Annotated in this window: 16 protein-coding genes; 7 read left to right on the plus strand and 9 right to left on the minus strand. The window is 70.9% G+C overall.

The annotated features are described in order from the left end of the window. Positions 1–52: 52 nt before the first annotated feature. The 4 genes from LK09_RS10280 (at position 53) to LK09_RS10295 (ending at position 5,157) form a co-directional block, all read left to right on the plus strand. Positions 53–970: a carbohydrate ABC transporter permease gene (locus LK09_RS10280; protein WP_039398887.1), complete on the plus strand. Its 918-nt coding sequence runs from the start codon at positions 53–55 to the stop codon at positions 968–970. A gap of 1 nt (position 971) precedes the next feature. Further along, positions 972–1,904 (plus strand): carbohydrate ABC transporter permease, encoded by a 933-nt coding sequence (locus tag LK09_RS10285; protein ID WP_082008186.1) that lies wholly within the window; start codon positions 972–974, stop codon positions 1,902–1,904. A 76-nt stretch (positions 1,905–1,980) separates the two neighbouring features. After that, positions 1,981–3,336: an ABC transporter substrate-binding protein gene (locus LK09_RS10290; RefSeq protein ID WP_039398889.1), complete on the plus strand. Its 1,356-nt coding sequence runs from the start codon at positions 1,981–1,983 to the stop codon at positions 3,334–3,336. 54 nt (positions 3,337–3,390) lie between these two features. Beyond that, positions 3,391–5,157 (plus strand): glycoside hydrolase family 35 protein, encoded by a 1,767-nt coding sequence (locus LK09_RS10295; protein ID WP_039398891.1) that lies wholly within the window; start codon positions 3,391–3,393, stop codon positions 5,155–5,157. Between the two features lie 118 nt (positions 5,158–5,275). Here the strand turns inward: LK09_RS10295 and LK09_RS10300 are convergent, their stop codons facing one another. After that, the gene (locus LK09_RS10300) at positions 5,276–6,304 is read right to left on the minus strand and encodes a LacI family DNA-binding transcriptional regulator (protein WP_231563010.1); all 1,029 of its coding nucleotides are present in this window, start codon (positions 6,302–6,304) and stop codon (positions 5,276–5,278) included. Between the two features lie 56 nt (positions 6,305–6,360). On the opposite strand from LK09_RS10300, the gene galT reads away from it, so the two are divergent. Genes galT through galE form a run of 3 tightly spaced genes read left to right on the plus strand, consistent with a single transcriptional unit; the run spans position 6,361 to position 9,688 of the window. Continuing rightward, positions 6,361–7,512 carry a galactose-1-phosphate uridylyltransferase gene (gene galT, locus LK09_RS10305; RefSeq protein ID WP_039398998.1) on the plus strand — a complete coding sequence of 384 codons (1,152 nt, stop codon included), beginning with the start codon at positions 6,361–6,363 and terminating at the stop codon, positions 7,510–7,512. Then, on the plus strand, positions 7,509–8,717 hold the full coding sequence (gene galK, locus LK09_RS10310) for a galactokinase (protein ID WP_039398893.1): 1,209 nt from the start codon (positions 7,509–7,511) through the stop codon (positions 8,715–8,717). Before galT ends, galK begins: the two co-directional genes overlap by 4 nt. Beyond that, on the plus strand, positions 8,714–9,688 hold the full coding sequence (galE, locus tag LK09_RS10315) for a UDP-glucose 4-epimerase GalE (RefSeq protein WP_039398895.1): 975 nt from the start codon (positions 8,714–8,716) through the stop codon (positions 9,686–9,688). Before galK ends, galE begins: the two co-directional genes overlap by 4 nt. 9 nt (positions 9,689–9,697) lie before the next feature. Here the strand turns inward: galE and LK09_RS10320 are convergent, their stop codons facing one another. The 8 genes from LK09_RS10320 to LK09_RS10355 all read right to left on the minus strand — a co-directional run bounded on the left by LK09_RS10320 (position 9,698) and on the right by LK09_RS10355 (position 18,900). Further along, on the minus strand, positions 9,698–10,345 hold the full coding sequence (locus tag LK09_RS10320; protein ID WP_039398897.1) for a thymidine kinase: 648 nt from the start codon (positions 10,343–10,345) through the stop codon (positions 9,698–9,700). A gap of 35 nt (positions 10,346–10,380) precedes the next feature. Further along, complete coding sequence (gene mqo, locus LK09_RS10325; protein ID WP_039398898.1) at positions 10,381–11,871, minus strand: malate dehydrogenase (quinone); 1,491 nt, start codon at positions 11,869–11,871, stop codon at positions 10,381–10,383. 77 nt (positions 11,872–11,948) lie between these two features. After that, complete coding sequence (locus LK09_RS10330; protein WP_039398900.1) at positions 11,949–12,161, minus strand: PLDc N-terminal domain-containing protein; 213 nt, start codon at positions 12,159–12,161, stop codon at positions 11,949–11,951. Between the two features lie 37 nt (positions 12,162–12,198). After that, entirely contained in the window at positions 12,199–13,275 is a 1,077-nt protein-coding gene (locus tag LK09_RS10335; RefSeq protein ID WP_039398902.1) for an aspartate-semialdehyde dehydrogenase, read from the minus strand. Positions 13,276–13,564: 289 nt separating this feature from the next. Then, positions 13,565–14,851: an aspartate kinase gene (locus tag LK09_RS10340; RefSeq protein ID WP_039398904.1), complete on the minus strand. Its 1,287-nt coding sequence runs from the start codon at positions 14,849–14,851 to the stop codon at positions 13,565–13,567. Positions 14,852–14,945: 94 nt separating this feature from the next. Then, entirely contained in the window at positions 14,946–15,890 is a 945-nt protein-coding gene (locus tag LK09_RS10345) for a DMT family transporter (protein ID WP_231563011.1), read from the minus strand. Next, entirely contained in the window at positions 15,887–16,480 is a 594-nt protein-coding gene (gene recR / locus LK09_RS10350) for a recombination mediator RecR (protein ID WP_039398906.1), read from the minus strand. The genes LK09_RS10345 and recR overlap by 4 nt, the downstream gene beginning before the upstream one ends. Beyond that, the gene (locus LK09_RS10355) at positions 16,480–18,900 is read right to left on the minus strand and encodes a DNA polymerase III subunit gamma and tau (RefSeq protein WP_039398908.1); all 2,421 of its coding nucleotides are present in this window, start codon (positions 18,898–18,900) and stop codon (positions 16,480–16,482) included. Before LK09_RS10355 ends, recR begins: the two co-directional genes overlap by 1 nt. Positions 18,901–19,125 lie beyond the last annotated feature (225 nt).

Consider the following 19,125-nt stretch of genomic DNA (forward strand, 5'->3'; position numbering starts at 1 on the left):
GCGTAAACAGTCCGCGGGTCACCGCAGACATGACCAAGCAGAGGCACCGTCGATGTCGACATCCACAGCACCCCGCATCCCCGCGCCGGGCATGCGCCGAAGCGACCGCCGCGACTGGCGCGGGTGGGCGTTCGTCGGCCCGTTCATGATCGTGTTCGCGCTCGTGTTCCTGGCCCCGCTCGCCTACGCCGTCTACCTCAGCCTGTTCCGTGAGCAGCTCATCGGCGGCAACGCCTTCGTCGGGTTCGCGAACTACGCGCAGGCGCTCACCGACCCGCAGTTCTGGGAGGCGTTCGGGCGCGTCCTCGTGTTCCTGGTGATCCAGGTGCCGATCATGCTCATCCTCGCCCTCGGCGCCGCGCTCGGGATCGACAGCGCGCGGCTGCGCGGGGCGTCCTTCTTCCGCATCACGCTCTTTCTGCCGTACGCGGTGCCCGCCGTCGTCGCGGTGCTGATGTGGGGCTACATCTACGGCGACCAGTTCGGCCTCACCGCGAACATCAACCAGCTCGTCGGCTTCGAGCTGATCACCCCGTTCGCCAAGAACTGGATGCTCGTCTCGATCGGCAACATCGTCACGTGGGAGTTCGTCGGCTACAACATGCTGATCTTCTACTCGTCGCTGAAGACCATCCCCACCGAGCTGTACGAGGCGGCATCCATCGACGGCGCGGGCGCCTGGCGCACCGTCTTCTCGATCAAGATCCCCGCGCTGCGCGGCGCGATCGTGATCGCCACGATCTTCTCGATCATCGGCAGCTTCCAGCTGTTCAACGAGCCGAACATCCTGCGTCCGCTCGCCCCCAACGTGATCACGACCTTCTACACACCCAACATGTACGCATACAACCTGTCGTTCGCCGGCCAGCAGTTCAACTACGCCGCCACGGTCGCGATCATCATGGGCATCGTCACCGCCGTCATCGCCTACGTCGTGCAGCTGCGCGGCTCTCGTGCGGAGGTGCGCTGACATGGCCGCACCCACCCTGGTCCGCGACGACCGCGGCAGCATCCAGGACCGCGGGATCCGCGACGCCCGCCGTCGCAGCACGAACCCGCTCCGCCCGCGATCCTCCAAGATCCTGCTCGTGCTCATGGTGCTGTACGCCCTGTACACCCTGGTGCCGCTCGCCTGGCTCGTCATCAACTCGACCAAGACGCAGCAGGGCCTGTTCTCGAGCTTCGGACTGTGGTTCAGCGGCAGGAACGCGTTCTGGGACAACCTCGTGTCGACCCTGACCTACGACGACGGCATCTTCCTGCGCTGGTTCGGCAACACGCTGCTGTACGTCGTGATCGGAGCCGGCGGAGCGACGCTGCTCGCCACCCTCGCCGGCTACGGCCTCGCGAAGTACCGCTTCCCGGGACGCCGCGCGGTCTTCGCGATCGTGCTCGGCGCGGTCGCCGTGCCGGGCACCGCCCTGGCCGTCCCCACTTTCCTGCTGTTCAGCCAGCTGGGGCTCACGAACACGCCGTGGGCCGTCATCATCCCCTCGCTCATCAGCCCGTTCGGGCTGTACCTGATCTGGGTCTACGCGGCCGACTCCGTCCCCACAGAGCTGCTCGAAGCGGCACGCATGGACGGCGCCGGAGAGTTCCGCACCTTCTTCACGATCTCGATCCGCCTGCTCGTTCCCGGCATCGTCACGGTGCTGCTGTTCACGGTCGTCGCCACCTGGAACAACTACTTCCTGCCGCTCATCATGCTGAGCGACCCGAAGTGGTACCCGCTCACCGTCGGGCTCAACCAGTGGGCCGCGCAGGCGCAGGGCGCCGGCGCCCAGCCGATCTACAACCTCGTGATCATGGGGTCCCTCCTCACGATCATCCCCATCGTCATCGCGTTCCTCCTGCTGCAGCGGTTCTGGCAGTCGGGACTGAGCGCGGGAAGCGTCAAGCAGTGACCCGGGCGCTGCCCCCGACGACCCCCCACCCGGCCGGTCCGCATCCGCGGGCCGGGTCATGCGAAAGGACACAGCAATGAAGCACCTGTCAGGAGCATCCCGACGCGCCGCGGCGCTCGTCGCGCTCGGAACCGCCGCCGCCCTCACCCTCGCCGGATGCTCCGGCTCGTCCGCCGGCAGCACCGGCGCGGCCCCGAGCGCCGGCGGCCTGGACTCCGTGAAGGCGGCCCTCGAGAAGGGCGGCGAGATCACGTACTGGACGTGGACCCCGTCGGCCAAGGCCCAGGTCGCCGCGTTCGAGAAGGCGTATCCGAAGGTCAAGGTGAACCTCGTCAACGCCGGCACCGGCAACGACGAGTACACCAAGCTGCAGAACGCCATCAAGGCAGGATCCGGCGCTCCCGACGTCGTGCAGGTCGAGTACTACGCCTTCCCGCAGTTCGAGCTCAGCAACGCGCTGGCCGACCTGTCGCCGTACGGCTTCAGCGGGCTCAAGTCCGACTACACCCCGTCGACGTGGGGCTCGGTGACCTCGGGAGGCAAGATCTACGGCCTCCCGCAGGACTCCGGCCCGATGGCGCTGTTCTACAACAAGGCGGTGTTCGACAAGTACAAGCTCACGGTGCCGACCACCTGGGACGAGTACATCGCCGACGCCGAGAAGCTCCACGCGGCCGACCCGAAGAAGTACATCACCAACGACATCGGCGACGCGGGCTTCACCACCAGCATGATCTGGCAGGCGGGCGGGCATCCCTTCACGACCGACGGCACGAAGATCACCGTGAACCTGCAGGACGCCGGCTCGAAGAAGTGGGCCGACACCTGGAACAAGCTCACCACCAAGGGCCTCGTCGCCCCCACCGCCAGCTGGAGCGACGAGTGGTTCACCGGCCTCGGCAACGGCAGCATCGCGACCCTCGTGACCGGCGCCTGGATGCCGGGCAACCTCGAGTCGGGTGCTCCCGCCGGCAAGGGCGACTGGCGTGTCGCCCCGATGCCGACGTACGACGGCCAGCCGGCATCCGCCGAGAACGGCGGCGGCGGCCAGGCGGTCACCAAGCAGAGCAAGAATCCCGAGCTCGCGGCCGGGTTCCTCTGGTGGCTGAACAACTCGGACGAGAGCATCTCGACGTTCCTCGCCTCGGGCGGCTTCCCGTCGACCACCAAGCAGCTGGCATCCTCGGAGTTCCTCGGCGCCACGCCCGAGTACTTCGGCGGCCAGAAGATCAACGAGGTCCTCGCCAAGGCGGCCACGAACGTCGTCACGGGCTGGCAGTACCTGCCGTTCCAGGTGTACGGCAACAGCATCTACGGCGACACCGTCGGTCAGTCCTACGCGAACAAGACCGACCTGAACGCCGGGCTGCAGAAGTGGCAGGACGCCCTGGTCCAGTACGGGAACGCACAGGGCTTCAGCGTCAACAAGTGATCCTGCGGGGGCGGATGCACCGGCATCCGCCCCCGCCTCGAACAGAAGGCATCCGTGAGCACCTTCACGATCGGCGAGACCGACTTCCTGCTGGACGGGCATCCGCACCGCATCCTGTCCGGCGCCCTGCACTACTTCCGCGTGCACCCCGATGACTGGGCGGACCGCATCCGCAAGGCGCGGCTGCTGGGCCTCAACACGATCGAGACCTACGTCGCGTGGAACGCGCACGAGCCGGTCCGCGGGGAGTGGAATGCGACGGGCGGGAACGACCTCGGCCGGTTCCTCGACCTCGTCGCCGCCGAAGGGATGCACGCGATCGTGCGCCCCGGGCCGTACATCTGCGCGGAGTGGCACAACGGCGGACTGCCGGTCTGGCTCACCGCCGACGACGAACTGTGCCTGCGCACCTCGGATCCGCGCTACGTCGCCGAGGTCACCGCGTATCTGCGACGCGTGTACGACATCGTCCGCCCCCGGCAGCTCGACCAGGGCGGCCCGGTGATCCTCGTGCAGATCGAGAACGAGTACGGGGCCTACGGGTCCGACAGCCGCTACCTGGAGCTGCTGATGGACTCGACGCGGGATGCCGGCATCACGGTGCCGCTCACGACCGTCGACCAGCCCGAGCCCGGGATGCTGCGCGACGGCAGCCTGCCCGGCCTGCACGCCACCGGGTCGTTCGGCTCACACGTCGGCGAGCGCCTGGCCACGCTGCGCGAGCATCAGCGCACCGGACCGCTGATGTGCTCCGAGTTCTGGGACGGCTGGTTCGACTGGTGGGGCGGACTGCACCACACGACGAGCGCAGCCGACTCCGCGCGGGAACTCGACGCGCTCCTGGCCGCCGGGGCATCCGTGAACCTCTACATGGTGCACGGCGGCACGAACGCCGGGCTGACGAACGGCGCCAACCACAAGGGCCGCTACCTGCCGATCACGACGTCGTACGACTACGACGCCCCGCTCGACGAGGCCGGCGACCCCACCGAGAAGTACTGGGCGTTCCGCGACGTCATCGCGCGCTATGCCCCGGTTCCCGACGAGGTGCCGGCGCCGGCCACCGAGCGTCCCGCGTTCACGGTGCCGCTCACGCCCACCGCGGTGACCGTGTCGGATGCCGCGGTGCCGGTGGGCGCGGTGACCGACGAACCCCCGACCTTCGACGAGCTCGGCATCCCGAGCGGGCTGCTGCTGCACAGCGCTGTGCTCCGTCGTGCGGATCTGCCGGGCGGCGGGACGCTCGCGGTCGGCGAGGTCCGCGACCACGCCTGGGTGTCGGTCGACGGGATGCGGGTGGGCGAGCTGTCGCGGATCCGCGGCGAGCGGGCGCTGGCGGTGCCGGCGGGCGAGCGGATCGAGCTGCTCGTCGAAGAGCAGGGACGCGTGAACTACGGCCCCCGCATCGGCGAGCGCAAGGGCCTCGTCGACGGCGTCCGTCTCGACGGCGCCGCGGTGACGGGCTGGACGACCGCCCGCATCGACCTGGCCGCTTTCGCCGACCTCGTGTCAGCGGCGCCGACCGCCGATCCCGTCCGCGAGGCGTCGTTCTCCGGACCGGTGGGATTGCGCGCCGAGTTCGCGCTGGATGCGGCATCCGACCTGTTCCTGGACACTGACGGCTGGGGCAAGGGCTTCGCGTTCGTCAACGGGTTCCTGCTCGGCCGCTACTGGTCCAACGGCCCGCAGCGCACGCTCTTCGTCCCCCGCCCGGCCACGCGCCCCGGCACCAACACGCTGGTCGTCCTGGAGCTGTCCTCGATGACGGCTCCCCGCGCCCGCTTCCTCCCCTGCGCCCACCTCGGCCCCCACGAGGAGTAGCCGAGCGGCGGCAAGGCCCCGCCCGCCGTGCTCAGGTGCTCAGGTGCCAACTTCGGTGGGTTTCAACACGTGGAAGTTGGCATCGAACAAGGCGCGGGCTGGATGCCCCGGCGGTCGGTCAGCGTGCGGCGGGGGCCGTCGAGGACCGCACGACGAGGCTCGTCGGCAGGATGTCGGATGCCCCGGGGGCGCCGGACTCGATGCCGTGCACCAGCGCCTCGACGGCCCGCTCGCCGAGCGCGTCGAAGTCCTGCCGCACGGTGGTCAGCGGCGGCCGGAAGTCGGCGGCATCCGCGATGTCGTCGAAGCCGACGACGCTGACCGCGCCCGGCACGTCGCGCCCCTCGCCGGCGAGCGCGCGCAGCGCGCCGAGGGCCATCTGATCGTTCGCCGCGAACAGGGCCGTGGCCTGGGGCGGCAGGGCGAGCGTCGCGATATGGCCGGAAGCCGCGGTCCAGTCGCCGCGCAGCACCGGCGGGGCGGGGACGGATGCCGCGGCCAGCGCCTCGCGCCAGCCGCGCTCCCGCTCCGCCGCGGCGAAGGAGCCGGCCGGCCCGGCGAGGTGGTGCACGGTGGGATGCCCGAGCTCGAGCAGGTGCCGCACGGCGGCGGCTGCTCCCCCGGCATGGTCGGTGTGCAGCGTCGCGTGGCGGCCGGCGCTGCCCGCGGCATCCACGATGAGCAGCGGAATGTCGTCGGGCAGCTCGGTCGCCGCGGTGAGCGCGGTCGCCTCGTTCAGGATGACGGCGCCGTCGACCTCCTGATCGCGCAGGCGCGCGAACGCACCCTGCAGGTCGCCGGCGGCGGTCACCGTGACGACGACGAGAGCGTAGCCGCGGACGGCGGCGGCATCCGCGACGGCCTGCAGCATCCGCGAGTTGCCGACCGATGCCAGGGTCGACACCATGAGCCCCAGCGTCTGCGTGCGCCCGGTACGCAGAGCCCGCGCAGCCCGGTGGGGGCGGTAGCCGAGCTGCGCCATCGCCGCGCGCACGCGGTCGCGGGTGGCCGGGTCCACGCGCGGGCTGTCGTTGGCGACGCGCGACACGGTCTGTCCGGAGACGCCCGCGAGATGGGCCACATCCGCCATCGAGACGCGGCGCGGCAGGGCCGTGGTGTCACGGATGGTCTGTTCGTCGCGGGGCATCCGACCTCCTGGTGTTGACGTCAACATACCGCACGCGGTACCGTGTTGACGTGAACATGCCTGAAACCGCCGCGAGCGCGCCGGTCACTCTCGGCGCCGGCGTCGTCCGTCGCACGGCGTCGCTGGCCGACGGCCGCGAGTTGCTCTACTACGACGACCCCGGCACGACCCTCGGACCCGACCGCGCCGTGGACGCCCGCGCGCTCGACCCCCGGCCCGACACCGCGACGATGCGCCTCGACGTGCTCACCGGCGACTGGATCTCGGTCGCCGCCGCCCGTCAGAACCGGGCGTTCCTGCCGCCCGCCGAACTCGACCCGCTCGCCCCGCAGACCCCTGCGAACCCGAGCGAGATCCCCGCGCTCTACGACGTGGCGGTGTTCGAGAACCGCTCCCCGTCGTTCGGACCGGCCCTTGCGACCGACGCCTTCGACGCACCGCGCGGACTCGACGACCTCGCCACCCTCGGGCTCGGGCGCACGCGCACCTCCGTCGGCCGGTGCGAGGTGGTCTGCTTCAGCCCCGACACGCAGGGGTCGTTCGGCACCCAGACCGAGACCCGCGCGCGCACCGTCATCGAGGCGTGGGCCGACCGCACCGCCGCCCTGTCGGCCCTCCCCGGCGTGCAGCAGGTGTTCCCGTTCGAGAATCGTGGCGAGGCGATCGGCGTCACCCTCGGCCACCCGCACGGTCAGATCTACGCGTACCCGTACGTCACGCCGCGCACCACCCGCCTGCTGGAGAGCATCGAGCGCACCGGCACCGACCTCTTCGACCGCATCCTCGAATTCGAGCACGCGTCGTCGCGGGTCGTGCTGCAGGGTGAGCACTGGACGGCGTTCGTGCCGTTCGCCGCGCACTGGCCGCTCGAAGTCCACCTGGTGCCGCACCGCCACGCCGCCGACTTCGCCGAGACGACCGGCCCCGAGCGCGACGAACTCGCCTCGCTGTACCTGCGACTCCTTCGCGGAGTGGATGCCGTCTACGACTCCCCCACCCCGTACATCGCCGCCTGGCACCAGGCTCCGGTGAACGTCGGCCGCGACGGCGCCCGCCTGCACCTGCAGCTGACGAGCCCGCGCCGCGCCGCCGACCGGCTGAAGTTCCTCGCCGGCTCCGAGGCCGCGATGGGCGCCTGGATCGGGGACGTGCCGCCCGAGCAGGCCGCCGAGCGCCTGCGCGATGCGATCGCGGAGCTTCCCGCATGAGCACGACCGACGACGCCCAGGCACTGCTCGCCCGGCTGACCGACGACGGCGGCCCCGCCGGGACCTGGTCGGCGCCCGGCCGTGCCAACCTCATCGGCGAGCACACCGACTACAACGACGGCTTCGCGCTGCCGTTCGCGATCGACCGACGCACCGTGGCCGCCGTGCACGTGCGCGACGACGCCCGGATCCGCGTCGCGTCGACCTTCGCCGACGGCGACCCGGTCGAGATCGCGATCGCCGACCTCGACGAGCTCTTCGCCACCGACCCCGCCGCCCGAGACCTCCCCGCCTGGGCCGGCTACCCGCTCGGCGTCGCGTGGGCGCTGCAGCGCTCCGCCGCCGTCACGCCCGTCGGCGTCGACATCGCCCTCGCCTCCGACGTGCCGGTCGGGTCGGGGCTGTCCTCGTCTGCCGCGATCGAGGGCGCCGTGGCATCCGCCCTGAACGACGTCTGGCGGGCGGGTCTCTCGCCGGTGCGGCTCGCCCAGGTCGGACGCCTCGCCGAGAACGAGGCCGTCGGCGCGCCCACCGGGATCATGGATCAGATGGCGTCCTTCCTCGGCGAGGAGGATGCCGCGATCCTGCTCGACTGCCGCACCCTCGACGCCCGTCCCACCCCGCTCGGCTTCGCGGCCGCCGGGCTGCAGGTGGTCGTGATCGACACGCGCGTGGAGCACGCCCACTCGACCGGCGGCTACGCCGACCGGCGGGCGGCGTGCGAGCGAGGCGCCACCGCGCTCGGAGTCGAGGCGCTCCGCGACGTGGGCGTCGCCGATCTGCCTCGCGCCGCGGAGCTGCTCGACGAGGTCACGTTCCGCCGCGTGCGGCACGTCGTCACCGAGAACCAGCGGGTGCTCGACACCGTCGCGGTGCTCGCCGAGCACGGGCCGCGCGCCATCGGCGACCTGCTCACGGCCTCGCACGTGTCGCTGCGCGACGACTTCGAAGTGTCCTGCCCGGAACTCGACGTCGCCGTCGAGGCAGCGCTGGCGGCGGGGGCAATCGGCGCCCGCATGACCGGCGGCGGATTCGGCGGCTGCGCCATCGCCCTCGTCGAGGCGTCCGGCGCGGCGGCGGTCGAGGATGCCGCGATCCGCGCGTTCGCGGCATCCGGATTCACCCCGCCGCGCGTGTTCGCCGTGCACCCGTCGGCGGGTGCGCACCCCGACCGTTCATCTCTCATCGATAGCGTGGAACCATGACGTGGCTTGTGACCGGCGGGGCCGGATACATCGGAGCACACATCGTCCGGGCGCTGGCGGATGCCGGCATCCCTCCGGTGGTGCTCGACGACCTCTCCAGCGGACGACGCGGGTTCGTGCCCGACGACGTCCCGTTCGTCGAGGCATCCATCCTCGACCGGGATGCCGTCGAGCAGACCCTGCGCGAGCACGACTGCGCCGGGGTCATCCACGTCGCCGGCTTCAAGTACGCCGGGGTGTCGGTGCGGCGCCCGCTGCACACCTACGCGCAGAACGTGGAGGGCACCCGGGTGGTGCTCGAGGCGATGGAGGCCGCAGGCGTCGCGAACCTGGTGTTCTCCTCGTCGGCCGCCGTCTACGGCACCCCGTCGGTGCCGCTCGTGACCGAAGACCTCCCGAAGAACCCGACGTCGCCGTACGGCGAGTCCAAGCTCATCGGCGAGTGGCTGATCCGGGATCAGGCCGTCGCGACCGCCGAGTCGGAGCATCCGCTGCGCCACACGTCGCTGCGCTACTTCAACGTCGTCGGGTCCGGCGACCCGTCGGTGTACGACGTGAGCCCGCACAACCTCTTTCCGATCGTGTTCGAGAAGCTGATCGCCGGCGAGACGCCCACGATCAACGGCGACGACTACGCCACGGAGGACGGCACCAACGTGCGCGACTACGTGCACGTCGCCGACATCGCCGCCGCGCATGTCGTCGCCGCCCAGCTCCTCGCCGCGGGCGAGCCGATCGAGGCGGCCTACAACCTGGGCTCGCAGAACGGGCTCAGCGTCAAGCAGATCATGGACGCCATGGCGCGGGTCACCGGCATCGACTTCACCCCGGCGATCGGTCCGCGCCGCCCCGGCGACCCGGACCGGATCGTCGCCACCGGCGACCTCGCCGCCCGCGACCTGGACTGGGCCAACCGCTACACGGTCGATGACATGGTCCGCACCGGCTGGGAGGCCCGCCAGGGCGTCTGACGGGCGTCGTCAGCCCAGACGGCCGCCGGACTCAGCCAGGTAGCACTCGGCGCACATCGACTCGTAGGTGACGCGCTCGGCGGTGAGCTGGTCGATCGCGACCTGGTCTCCGTCGAACACGAACCGCCCGCCGACGAGGCGCGCATTGAACAGCGCCTTTCGCCCGCAGCGGCAGATCGTCTTCAGCTCCTCGAGGCTGTGGGCCAGCTCCATCAGGCGCCGCGACCCCGGGAACGCCTGCGTCTGGAAATCGGTGCGGATGCCGTACGCGAGCACCGGGATGCCGTCGAGCACCACGATGCGCAGCAGGTCGTCCACCTGATCGCGCGTGAGGAACTGCGCTTCATCGATCAGCAAGCAGGCCACGTCCGCGCGCGTCGCGTCCGCGTCGGGCACCAGCGCATCGCGGGCCTGCTGCTGCACGCGGGCGCGGTGCTCGGCGAACAGCGCCCGGATGTCGGCCGTGGCATCCACCAGGAAGTCGACCTCACGGGTGACGCCGAGCCGGCTCGAGATGCGGTCGGCATCCTTCGTGTCGATCGTCGGCTTGGCCAGCAGCACGTGCTGTCCGCGCTCCTCGTAGTTGTACGCCGCCTGCAGCAGCGCGGTGGACTTGCCGGAGTTCATCGCGCCGTAGCGGAAGTACAGTTTTGCCACCCGGCGAGTTTAACGGCCGCGCCGCGGGGGCCGGGTCAGCGGGTCAGCGAGGGCTGCGAGAACGGCGCCGGTTCGGTGAGGTCGAGCACGTCCGCCGACGCCACCATCGTCTCGTGCGCCAGCTCGGGCTGCCCGTTGAGCTTCTGTCCGTACGTCGGGATGAGCTCGCTGATGGTGCTCTTCCAGCCCGGGAACTGCTCCGGGAAGCACTTCTCCATGAGCTCCAGCATGATCGGCACGGCGGTCGACGCGCCCGGCGAGGCGCCCAGCAGGCCGGCGATGGACCCGTCTTCGGCGTTGATCACCTCGGTGCCGAACTGCAGCTTGCCGCCGACCATCACCTGAGCGCGCTGGCCCGCCTGGAGCAGCTTCCAGTCGTCGTCCTTCGCGGTCGGGACGTACTCGCGCAGCGACTCCACCTTGCGGTGGTGGTTCTTGCTGAGTTCAGTGACGAGGTACTTGATCAGGTCGAAGTTCGTGAGCCCGACCTTCAGCATGCTGCCGAGGTTCGACGGGCGCACCTGGCGCACGATGTCCCACATCGACCCGTTCTTCAGGAACTTGGGGCTGAACGTCGCGAACGGGCCGAACAGGACCGACTCCTCGCCGTCGACCACGCGGGTGTCCAGGTGCGGCACCGACATCGGCGGGGCGCCGACGGATGCCTGCGAGTAGACCTTCGCCTTGTGCTGCGACACGATCTTCGGGTCGGACGTGTAGAGCCACTGTCCGCCGATCGGGAAGCACCCGTAGCCCTTGATCTCGGGGATGCCGGAGTTCTGCAGCAGACGCAGCGCCCAGCCGCCGGCGCCGACGAACACGAACTTCGCACGGATCTCGCCCGGGGCCTGGCCCACGGAGCGGCGGTACTTGACCCGCCAGGTGCCGTCGGAGAGCTGCTTGAGCGAGCGCACCTCGGTGTTGGTGCGCACGTCGGCGCCGCCCTTGCGGAGGTTCTCGACCAGCTGCACGGTGAGCGCGCCGAAGTCGACGTCGGTTCCGGTCTCGACGCGCGTGGCGGCGATCGGCTCGCCGGCCAGGCGCTTCTGGGTCAGCAGCGGCGCCCACTTGTTGATGACGCGGGAGTCCTCGGTGTACTCGATGCCGGCGAACAGCGGCTGCTGCTTGAGCACCTCGTACCGGCGACGCAGGAAGTCGACGTCCTTCTCACCGTGCACGAACGTCATGTGCGGGGTGGAGTTGATGAACGTCGTCGGCTCGTCGAGCACCCCGCGCTGCACCAGCGACGCCCAGAACTGGCGGCTGAGCTGGTACTGCTCGTTGATCGAGATCGCCTTGGCGGGGTCGAGCGCACCGCCGGGGCCCTCGGGCATGTAGTTCAGCTCGCACAGGGCGGAGTGGCCGGTCCCGGCGTTGTTCCACGCGTTCGAGCTCTCCTGCGCGACCTCCGGAAGGCGCTCGAAAAGCGCGATCTTCCAGTCCGGCTGCACCTCTTGCAGGAACGTTCCGAGGGTGGCGGACATGATGCCACCGCCGATGAGGAGTACGTCGACGTTTTCAGTCACGGGTCCATCCTAGGCTCGGCCGGAGGCACCCCGACCCGCCACCGCGGCCGGTGAGGGTGCCCCGACTGTACGCAGTGTCAGCGACGGATGCCGAACAGGAAGTACGCCGCCGGACCGATCCAGTTGACGAGGATCACCGGAACCCACGCGGCCTTCTTGCCGGTGACCTCGTCCGCCTCGCGGTGGGCGAGATCCCAGAACGCCAGGAAGGCGAACGTCAGCTGCAGGACGGTGAGGATCCCGAAACCGACGCGCTGCCCGGGGGTTCGGAGTTGCTTCTGCTGGTTCACGGACGTTCCTTTCGTCGGGATGCCGGCTCCCGCGGCCTCAGGCCGCGACGCGCTGTGCGAGCCGCTCGGCGACCAGCTCGGCGATCTGCACGGCGTTCAGCGCCGCGCCCTTGCGGAGGTTGTCGTTGCTGATGAACAGGACCAGGCCCTTGCCCTCGGGAGCGGACTGATCGGTGCGGATGCGGCCCACGTAGCTCGGGTCGTTGCCGGCGGCCTGCAGGGGCGTCGGGACCTCTTCGAGCACCACGCCGGGCGCCGACGCGAGGATGTCGCGGGCGCGGTCGGGCGTGATGTCGGAGGCGAACTCGGCGTGGATCGTCAGCGAGTGGCCGGTGAAGACGGGAACGCGCACGCAGGTGCCCGCGACCCGGAGGCCCGGCAGTTCGAGGATCTTGCGGCTCTCGTTGCGCAGCTTCTTCTCTTCGTCGGTCTCGTTGTCGCCGTCGTCGACGAGGTTGCCCGCGAGCGGGATCACGTCGAACGCGATCGGCGCGACGTACTTCTCGGGCTGCGGGAAGTCGACCGCGGAGCCGTCGTGCACGAGCGCGAGCGTGTTGTTCTGCGCGAGCACGCCCTCGACCTGGCCGAGGAGCTCCTGCGCCCCGGCGAGGCCGGAGCCGGAGACGGCCTGGTAGGTGCTGACGATGAGGCGCTCGAGCCCGGCAGCTGCGTGCAGCGGCTTCAGCACCGGCATCGCGGCCATCGTGGTGCAGTTCGGGTTCGCGATGATGCCCTTGGCGGCGTCGTCGATCACGTGCGGGTTGACCTCGCTCACCACGAGCGGAACCTCGGGGTCCATGCGCCAGGCGCTGGAGTTGTCGATGACGACGGCGCCGGCCTCGGCGAAGCGCGGCGCGTGGGCGCGGCTGCCGGTCGCGCCGGCCGAGAAGAGGGCGATCTGGATGCCGGCCGGGTCGGCGGTCGCGACATCCTCGACGAGGATCTCGTGGCCGCCGAATTCGATGGCACGGCCCGCGGAGCGGGCGGTCGAGAACAGACGCAGCTCCCCGATCGGGAAGCTCCGCTCGGCCAGAATCTCGCGCATGACCGTGCCGACCTGTCCGGTGGCGCCGACGATGGCGACGGAGTATCCAGAGTCAGAGATGCGGGTCATGGTGCCTCCACGGCTCGTTGCGGTTTGGCCCAGTTTACCGGCGCACATATACCCCGATCCCCATGTGTCGGCATCCCGCCCCGAGCCGCCGCCGAAAACAGGCGAATCGCCGAGAACAGCAGGATGCCGGCGGAATCGTCCTGTCCCCGGCGATCTTCCTGTTCTGGGGCGGTGGACCGGGCGCGGCGTGCGGCGACGAGGTCTCTGCTCAGTCGTCACGAAGCGCGCGGCACAGCGCCGAAGGTGACGAGCGAAGCGAGACGAAGCGACGGGCGCGGGATGCCGCAGGTCAGCGACCGGTGCCGGCGTAGACGACGGCTTCGGTGTCGCCGTCGAGTCCGTAGGCGGTGTGCACGACGCGGGCGGCCTCGGCGATGTCGTCGGCGCGCACCACGACCGAGATGCGGATCTCGGACGTCGAGATCATCTCGATGTTGATGCCCGCGGTCGACAGCGCCTCGAACAGGGTCGCGGAGACGCCCGAGTGGGTGCGCATGCCGGCGCCGACGACGGAGAGCTTGCCCACCTGGTCGTCGTGCACGAGGCTGAGGAAGCCGACCTCGGCCTGGTCGCCGGCCAGTGCCTTGAGCGCGGCCGCCGCATCGGTCTTGGGCAGCGTGAACGAGATGTCGGTGCGACCGGTGGTCGCCGCCGACACGTTCTGCACGATCATGTCGACGTTCGCACCGGACTTCGCGACGATCTTGAAGATCTCGGCGGCTTTGCCGGGAACGTCGGGAACGCCGATGACGGTGACCTTGGCCTGGCTGAGGTCGGTGGCCACACCGGCGACGACGGGCTCTTCCATGTGCTCTCCTTGGGCTGCGAGCTGCTCGCGACGGGCTTGGTTGAGCACCAGGGTGCCCTCGCTCGAACTGAATGTGGACCGGGCGTGGATGAGCACGCCGTGGCGGCGGGCGTACTCGACGGCCCGGATGTAGAGGACCTTCGCGCCGTTGGCGGCGAGCTCGAGCATCTCTTCGCTGGAGATGTGATCGAGCTTGTGCGCCTTGGGCACGACGCGCGGGTCGGCCGAGAAGATGCCGTCGACGTCGGAGTAGATCTCGCACACGTCGGCGTTCAGGGCGGCGGCGAGGGCGACGGCGGTGGTGTCGGATCCGCCGCGCCCGAGGGTGGTGATGTCGCGGGTGTCGCGGTTGAACCCCTGGAAGCCCGCGACGATCACGATGGCGCCCTCGTCGAGCGCTTCGCGCAGGCGCACCGGCGTGACGTCGACGATGCGCGCCGCGCCGTGGGTGGCATCCGTGATCATGCCGGCCTGGCTGCCGGTGAACGACCGCGCTTCGAAGCCCATCGAGTGGATCGCCATCGCCAGCAGCGCCATGGAGATGCGCTCCCCCGACGAGAGCAGCATGTCGAGCTCGCGCGGAGCCGGGATCGGCGCGACCTGGTCGGCGAGGTCGAGGAGTTCGTCGGTGGTGTCGCCCATCGCGCTGACCGCGACGACGACCTCGTGCCCGGCACGACGGGTGTCCACGATGCGCTTCGCGACGCGCTTGATGCTCGACGCGTCCGCGACGGACGATCCGCCGTACTTCTGCACGATCAATGCCACTGTGCGACTCCCGGGTTCGTGTGCGGCAGAGTGCCGCACCTCGATTCTACGGATGCCGCGGCATCCCGACCGCCCGATGACGCCCGGCGACGGCTCAGGAGGCGACGGGCGGGAGCTCGCTGTCGGCGAGCTCGGCGGGCGGCCTGGGCGCCCGGATCCTGCCGCCGGTCGCGGCCAGCCAGCAGCCGACCAGCACCAGCGGGAATCCGATCAGCAGCCCGGCGGTGATCGGCTCGCCGAGGATGACGGCGCCGAGGGCGAGTGCGACCACCGGGTTGACGTAGGTGAAAAGACCCGCCTTCGCCGGGCCGACCTCGCCGATGAGGGCGAAGAACGCGATGAACGCGACCGCCGTGCAGAGCACCGCGAGAAGAAGCAGCGACACGCTGCTTCGCAGGGACGGCACGCCGTGCTGGGTGAGCAGCCCGATCGGCAGGTACACGAGGCCGACGGCGCCCAGGGACAGCGTGATCGTGCCGAGCGACGGCACGTCGGGCAGCTTGTGCGCGACGACGAAGGGTGCCGTCGCGTAGAGGATCGCGGTCAGCAGCACCTCGCCGACGGCGATGAACGCCTCCGGACCGGATGCCTGCAGCGATGGTCCGGCGACGATGACGGCGACGCCGATGAAGCCGAGGATGAGTCCCGCGGCGCGGGTCGGTTTGAGCATCCCGCGGTCGCCCGACAGCAGCGCGATGATCGCGGCGAACAGCGGCACGGTCGAGACGAGGAGTCCGGTGAGCCCCGACGGCAGCACGGTCTCGGCCCGGCTCAGCAGCATGAAGGGTCCGGCCATCTCGATCGCGCCGAACAGCAGCACCCAGGGCCACAGCTTCAGGGCGGGACGCAGAGCGCCGGCCTTCAGGGCGAACGGCAGCAGGATCAGCGCGCCCAGCAGCGTGCGCCCGGCGACGACGCCGGCCGGCGAGATCGTCGCGACGGCCTCTTTGATGAACAGGTAGGGGATGCCCCAGAGAAGCGCCATGGCGGCGTACAGCCACCATGCGCGGACCGACACCGCGTGCGTGGTCTTGTTCACACCGATCGCCGGCCCTCGAAGGCGCGGCCGAGGGTGACCTCGTCGGCGTACTCGAGATCGCCACCCACGGGCAGGCCGGACGCGAGCCGCGTGACCGAGATCTGGAGGCTGGTCAGCAGCCGGCTGAGGTAGGTGGCTGTCGCCTCTCCCTCGAGGTTGGGGTTGGTGGCGAGGATCACCTCTTGCACGGTGCCGTCGGCGAGGCGCTGCATCAGCTGGGCGATGCGGAGGTCGTCGGGGCCGATGCCCGCGATCGGACTGATCGAGCCGCCGAGCACGTGGTAGAGCCCGCGGAACTCGCGGGTGCGCTCGATCGCGGCGACGTCCTTCGCGTCTTCGACCACGCAGATGAGGGTCTGGTCGCGGCGCGGATCGCGGCAGATCGCGCAGCGCTCCTGCTCGGAGACGTTGCCGCACACCTCGCAGAACCGAACCTTCTCGCGCACGTCGTGCAGCAGCTCGGACAGCCGCGAGACGTCGAAGTTGGGCGTCTGGAGGATGTGGAACGTGATGCGCTGGGCCGACTTCGGGCCGATGCCCGGAAGCCGCCCGAACTCGTCGATCAGGTCTTGGACGATGCCGTCGTACATCAGTTGAACCTCGTGCCCGTCTCGTAGGGCTCTTCACGCACGAACGTGGCGCCCAGCATCTGGCGCACGACGGCTTCGCCGTAGCGCTGGATGCCGCCCGTCGCCGGACGACGGGATGCCTCGCGCGCGGCGGGTTCCGGAGCGCGCTGGGCCGCGGGGGCGGGCGGCTGCGCCGGCACGACGGTCGGCGGGATCGGCCGGTCGACCGGCACCTCGTCGGCGTACCGCTCGTCTTCGTCGGCGGGTTCGAGCGAGGTCTCGACGACGTCGGCCGGGAGCACGTCGCCGTCGGCGGGCGGCGCATCGGCATCCGTCGGCGGCGGGAACCCGCCGTCGTCATCGGGGTCGTCGTCGACGGCGAGGCCGGGAGCCGGACCGGAGGGGATGGCGGCCACGGCCCAGTCGGTCACGGGGGGCAGGTCACGGTCGACGGGGCGCGGGGCGGGGGCGGTCATCACCGGCGCCGTGGTGGATGCCCGCATCGGCGCGGCGGAACGGGCCGTGGGGGCGCCTGCCTCGGCGGGCCGCGGTTCGTCGGCGGGCGGGGTGGCGTCCGCGGGCGGCGGGGCGTCGGCCCACGGGTCGCGCCGGGGCTCGTCGCGTGGCGAGCGGTCGCGGGGTGCAGGGTCGCGCGGCGGCGCGTCGGGTGCCGGGCCCGCATCCGGACCGCTGCTGCGCGGACCCGAGCCCGACGGGCCCGACCCGCCGGGGCCGCCCGGCCCGTCGGGGCCGTCCTGCCGGGCGATGTACTTGACCCGGAGGCCGAGCACCTGCTCGATCGCGGTGCGCAGGTCTTCGCTGGGACCGCCCGGGCGCTGCTTGAACTTGGCGACGTCGGACGCGCTCGCGAAAGTGAGCGTGAGCACGTCGCCGTCGAGGGATGCCACATTCGCGGCGATCACCAGCATCCACGACGGGCGGCTGATGCCCTCGAGGGCGGTGAGCACCTGCGGCCACGACCCGCGCATGCGGTCGAGGTCGACCGGACCGGATGCGGCGGGTGCCGGTGCGGACGGGGCGGGTTCGGCGACCGGGGGCTGGGCGGCTGCGGGGGTCGGAGATTCGGCGGGGAGACGCGTTTCGTCTCGCTCCGCGGTTCCTGAGCGAGCGGAGCCAGACGAAGGGCGCTCGACGACCGGGGGTTGAGCGGCTGCGGGCGGGGCGGCCGGGGGCTCGGCGGCCGTGGGCTGAGCGGCTGCGGGGTGAGCGGCTGCGGGCTGGGCGGGAGCAGGTTCGGCGGGGGGACGCGTTTCGTCTCGCTTCGCTCGCTCAACGACCGGGGGTGGGGCGGATGCGGCGCCCGCTCCCCCGCGCGCGAGGACGCGGGCGATCATGAGCTCGAGCTGCAGCCGGGGGGACGTGGCGCCGGTCATCTCGTCGAGGGTCGTCACGACGATGTCGGCGATGCGGGAGAGCCGGGCGGAGCCGAACTGCTCGGCCTGCTGCGTCATCCGCTGCAGCTCGTCCGCGGGGACCCCGCGCAGCACCGAAGCGGCCCCGGCACCGGTCGCAGCGATCACGATCAGGTCGCGCAGCCGTTCGAGCAGGTCGTCGACGAACCGGCGCGGGTCTTGCCCGGTCTGCACCACCCGGTCGACGGCGTTGAAGGCCGCCGCCGCGTCCTCGCCCGCGAAGGCGTCGACGACCTCGTCGAGCAGTTCGGCCGGCGTGTAGCCGAGGAGAGCGACTGCGCGGTCGTAGCGCACGGTCACGCCGCCGCCGTCCGCCGGATCGGAGCCGGCGATCAACTGGTCGAGCAGCGAGAGCGTGTCGCGCGGCGACCCGCCGCCGGCCCGCACGACGAGCGGGAGGACGCCGGGCTCGACCCGCACCCCCTCCTGCTCGCACAGGCCACCCACGTACTCGAGCATCGCGGCGGGGGCGACCAGCCGGAACGGGTAGTGGTGGGTGCGCGAGCGGATCGTGCCGATGACCTTCTCGGGCTCGGTCGTCGCGAAGATGAACTTGACGTGGTCGGGCGGTTCTTCGACGAGCTTGAGCAGCGCGTTGAAGCCCTGCGGCGTCACCATGTGCGCCTCGTCGAGGATGAAGATCTTGAAGCGGTCGCGCGCCGGGGCGAACACCGCGCGTTCGCGCAGGTCGCGGGCGTCGTCGACGCCGTTGTGGGATGCCGCGTCGATCTCGACCACGTCGAGCGACCCGCCCCCGCCACGGCCCAGTTCGCGACAGCTGTCGCACACGCCGCACGGGGTGTCGGTGGGCCCCTGGGCGCAGTTGAGGCAGCGCGCGAGGATGCGCGCCGACGTGGTCTTTCCGCAGCCGCGCGGGCCGGAGAACAGGTAGGCGTGACCCACCCGGTCGCCGCGCAGCGCCGTCATCAGCGGCTCGGTCACCTGCGCCTGCCCGATCATCTCGGCGAAGGACTCGGGCCGGTAGCGGCGGTAAAGAGCTGCGGTCACCCGACCAGTCTAGAAGCGGCCTCCGACATCCAGCCGGGCAGCCCCGGCCTCCGGCATCCGGCATCCCGCCCTGCTCGCTCCCCCACCCCGCTCACTCGTCACAAAGTGCCACGCATCCCGCACATCGCGACGACCGACCGCCCCCGTCCCCGCTCATTCGTCACGAAGCGCAGCACGCCCCGCACATCGTGACGACCGAAGCACCCGCCCCGCCCCACCCCGTCC

It is taken from the genome of Microbacterium mangrovi, assembly GCF_000802305.1.
Lineage (GTDB): Bacteria > Actinomycetota > Actinomycetes > Actinomycetales > Microbacteriaceae > Microbacterium > Microbacterium mangrovi.

What these genes read in the sequence shown, in the direction of transcription:
- LK09_RS10280 (WP_039398887.1), top strand. Translation starts at nt 53, where the DNA reads ATGTCGACATCCACAGCACCCCGCATCCCCGCGCCGGGCATGCGCCGA.
- LK09_RS10285 (WP_082008186.1), top strand. Translation starts at nt 972, where the DNA reads ATGGCCGCACCCACCCTGGTCCGCGACGACCGCGGCAGCATCCAGGAC.
- LK09_RS10290 (WP_039398889.1), top strand. Translation starts at nt 1,981, where the DNA reads ATGAAGCACCTGTCAGGAGCATCCCGACGCGCCGCGGCGCTCGTCGCG.
- LK09_RS10300 (WP_231563010.1), bottom strand. Translation starts at nt 6,304, where the DNA reads ATGCCCCGCGACGAACAGACCATCCGTGACACCACGGCCCTGCCGCGC.
- galT (WP_039398998.1), top strand. Translation starts at nt 6,361, where the DNA reads ATGCCTGAAACCGCCGCGAGCGCGCCGGTCACTCTCGGCGCCGGCGTC.
- galK (WP_039398893.1), top strand. Translation starts at nt 7,509, where the DNA reads ATGAGCACGACCGACGACGCCCAGGCACTGCTCGCCCGGCTGACCGAC.
- galE (WP_039398895.1), top strand. Translation starts at nt 8,714, where the DNA reads ATGACGTGGCTTGTGACCGGCGGGGCCGGATACATCGGAGCACACATC.
- LK09_RS10335 (WP_039398902.1), bottom strand. Translation starts at nt 13,275, where the DNA reads ATGACCCGCATCTCTGACTCTGGATACTCCGTCGCCATCGTCGGCGCC.
- recR (WP_039398906.1), bottom strand. Translation starts at nt 16,480, where the DNA reads ATGTACGACGGCATCGTCCAAGACCTGATCGACGAGTTCGGGCGGCTT.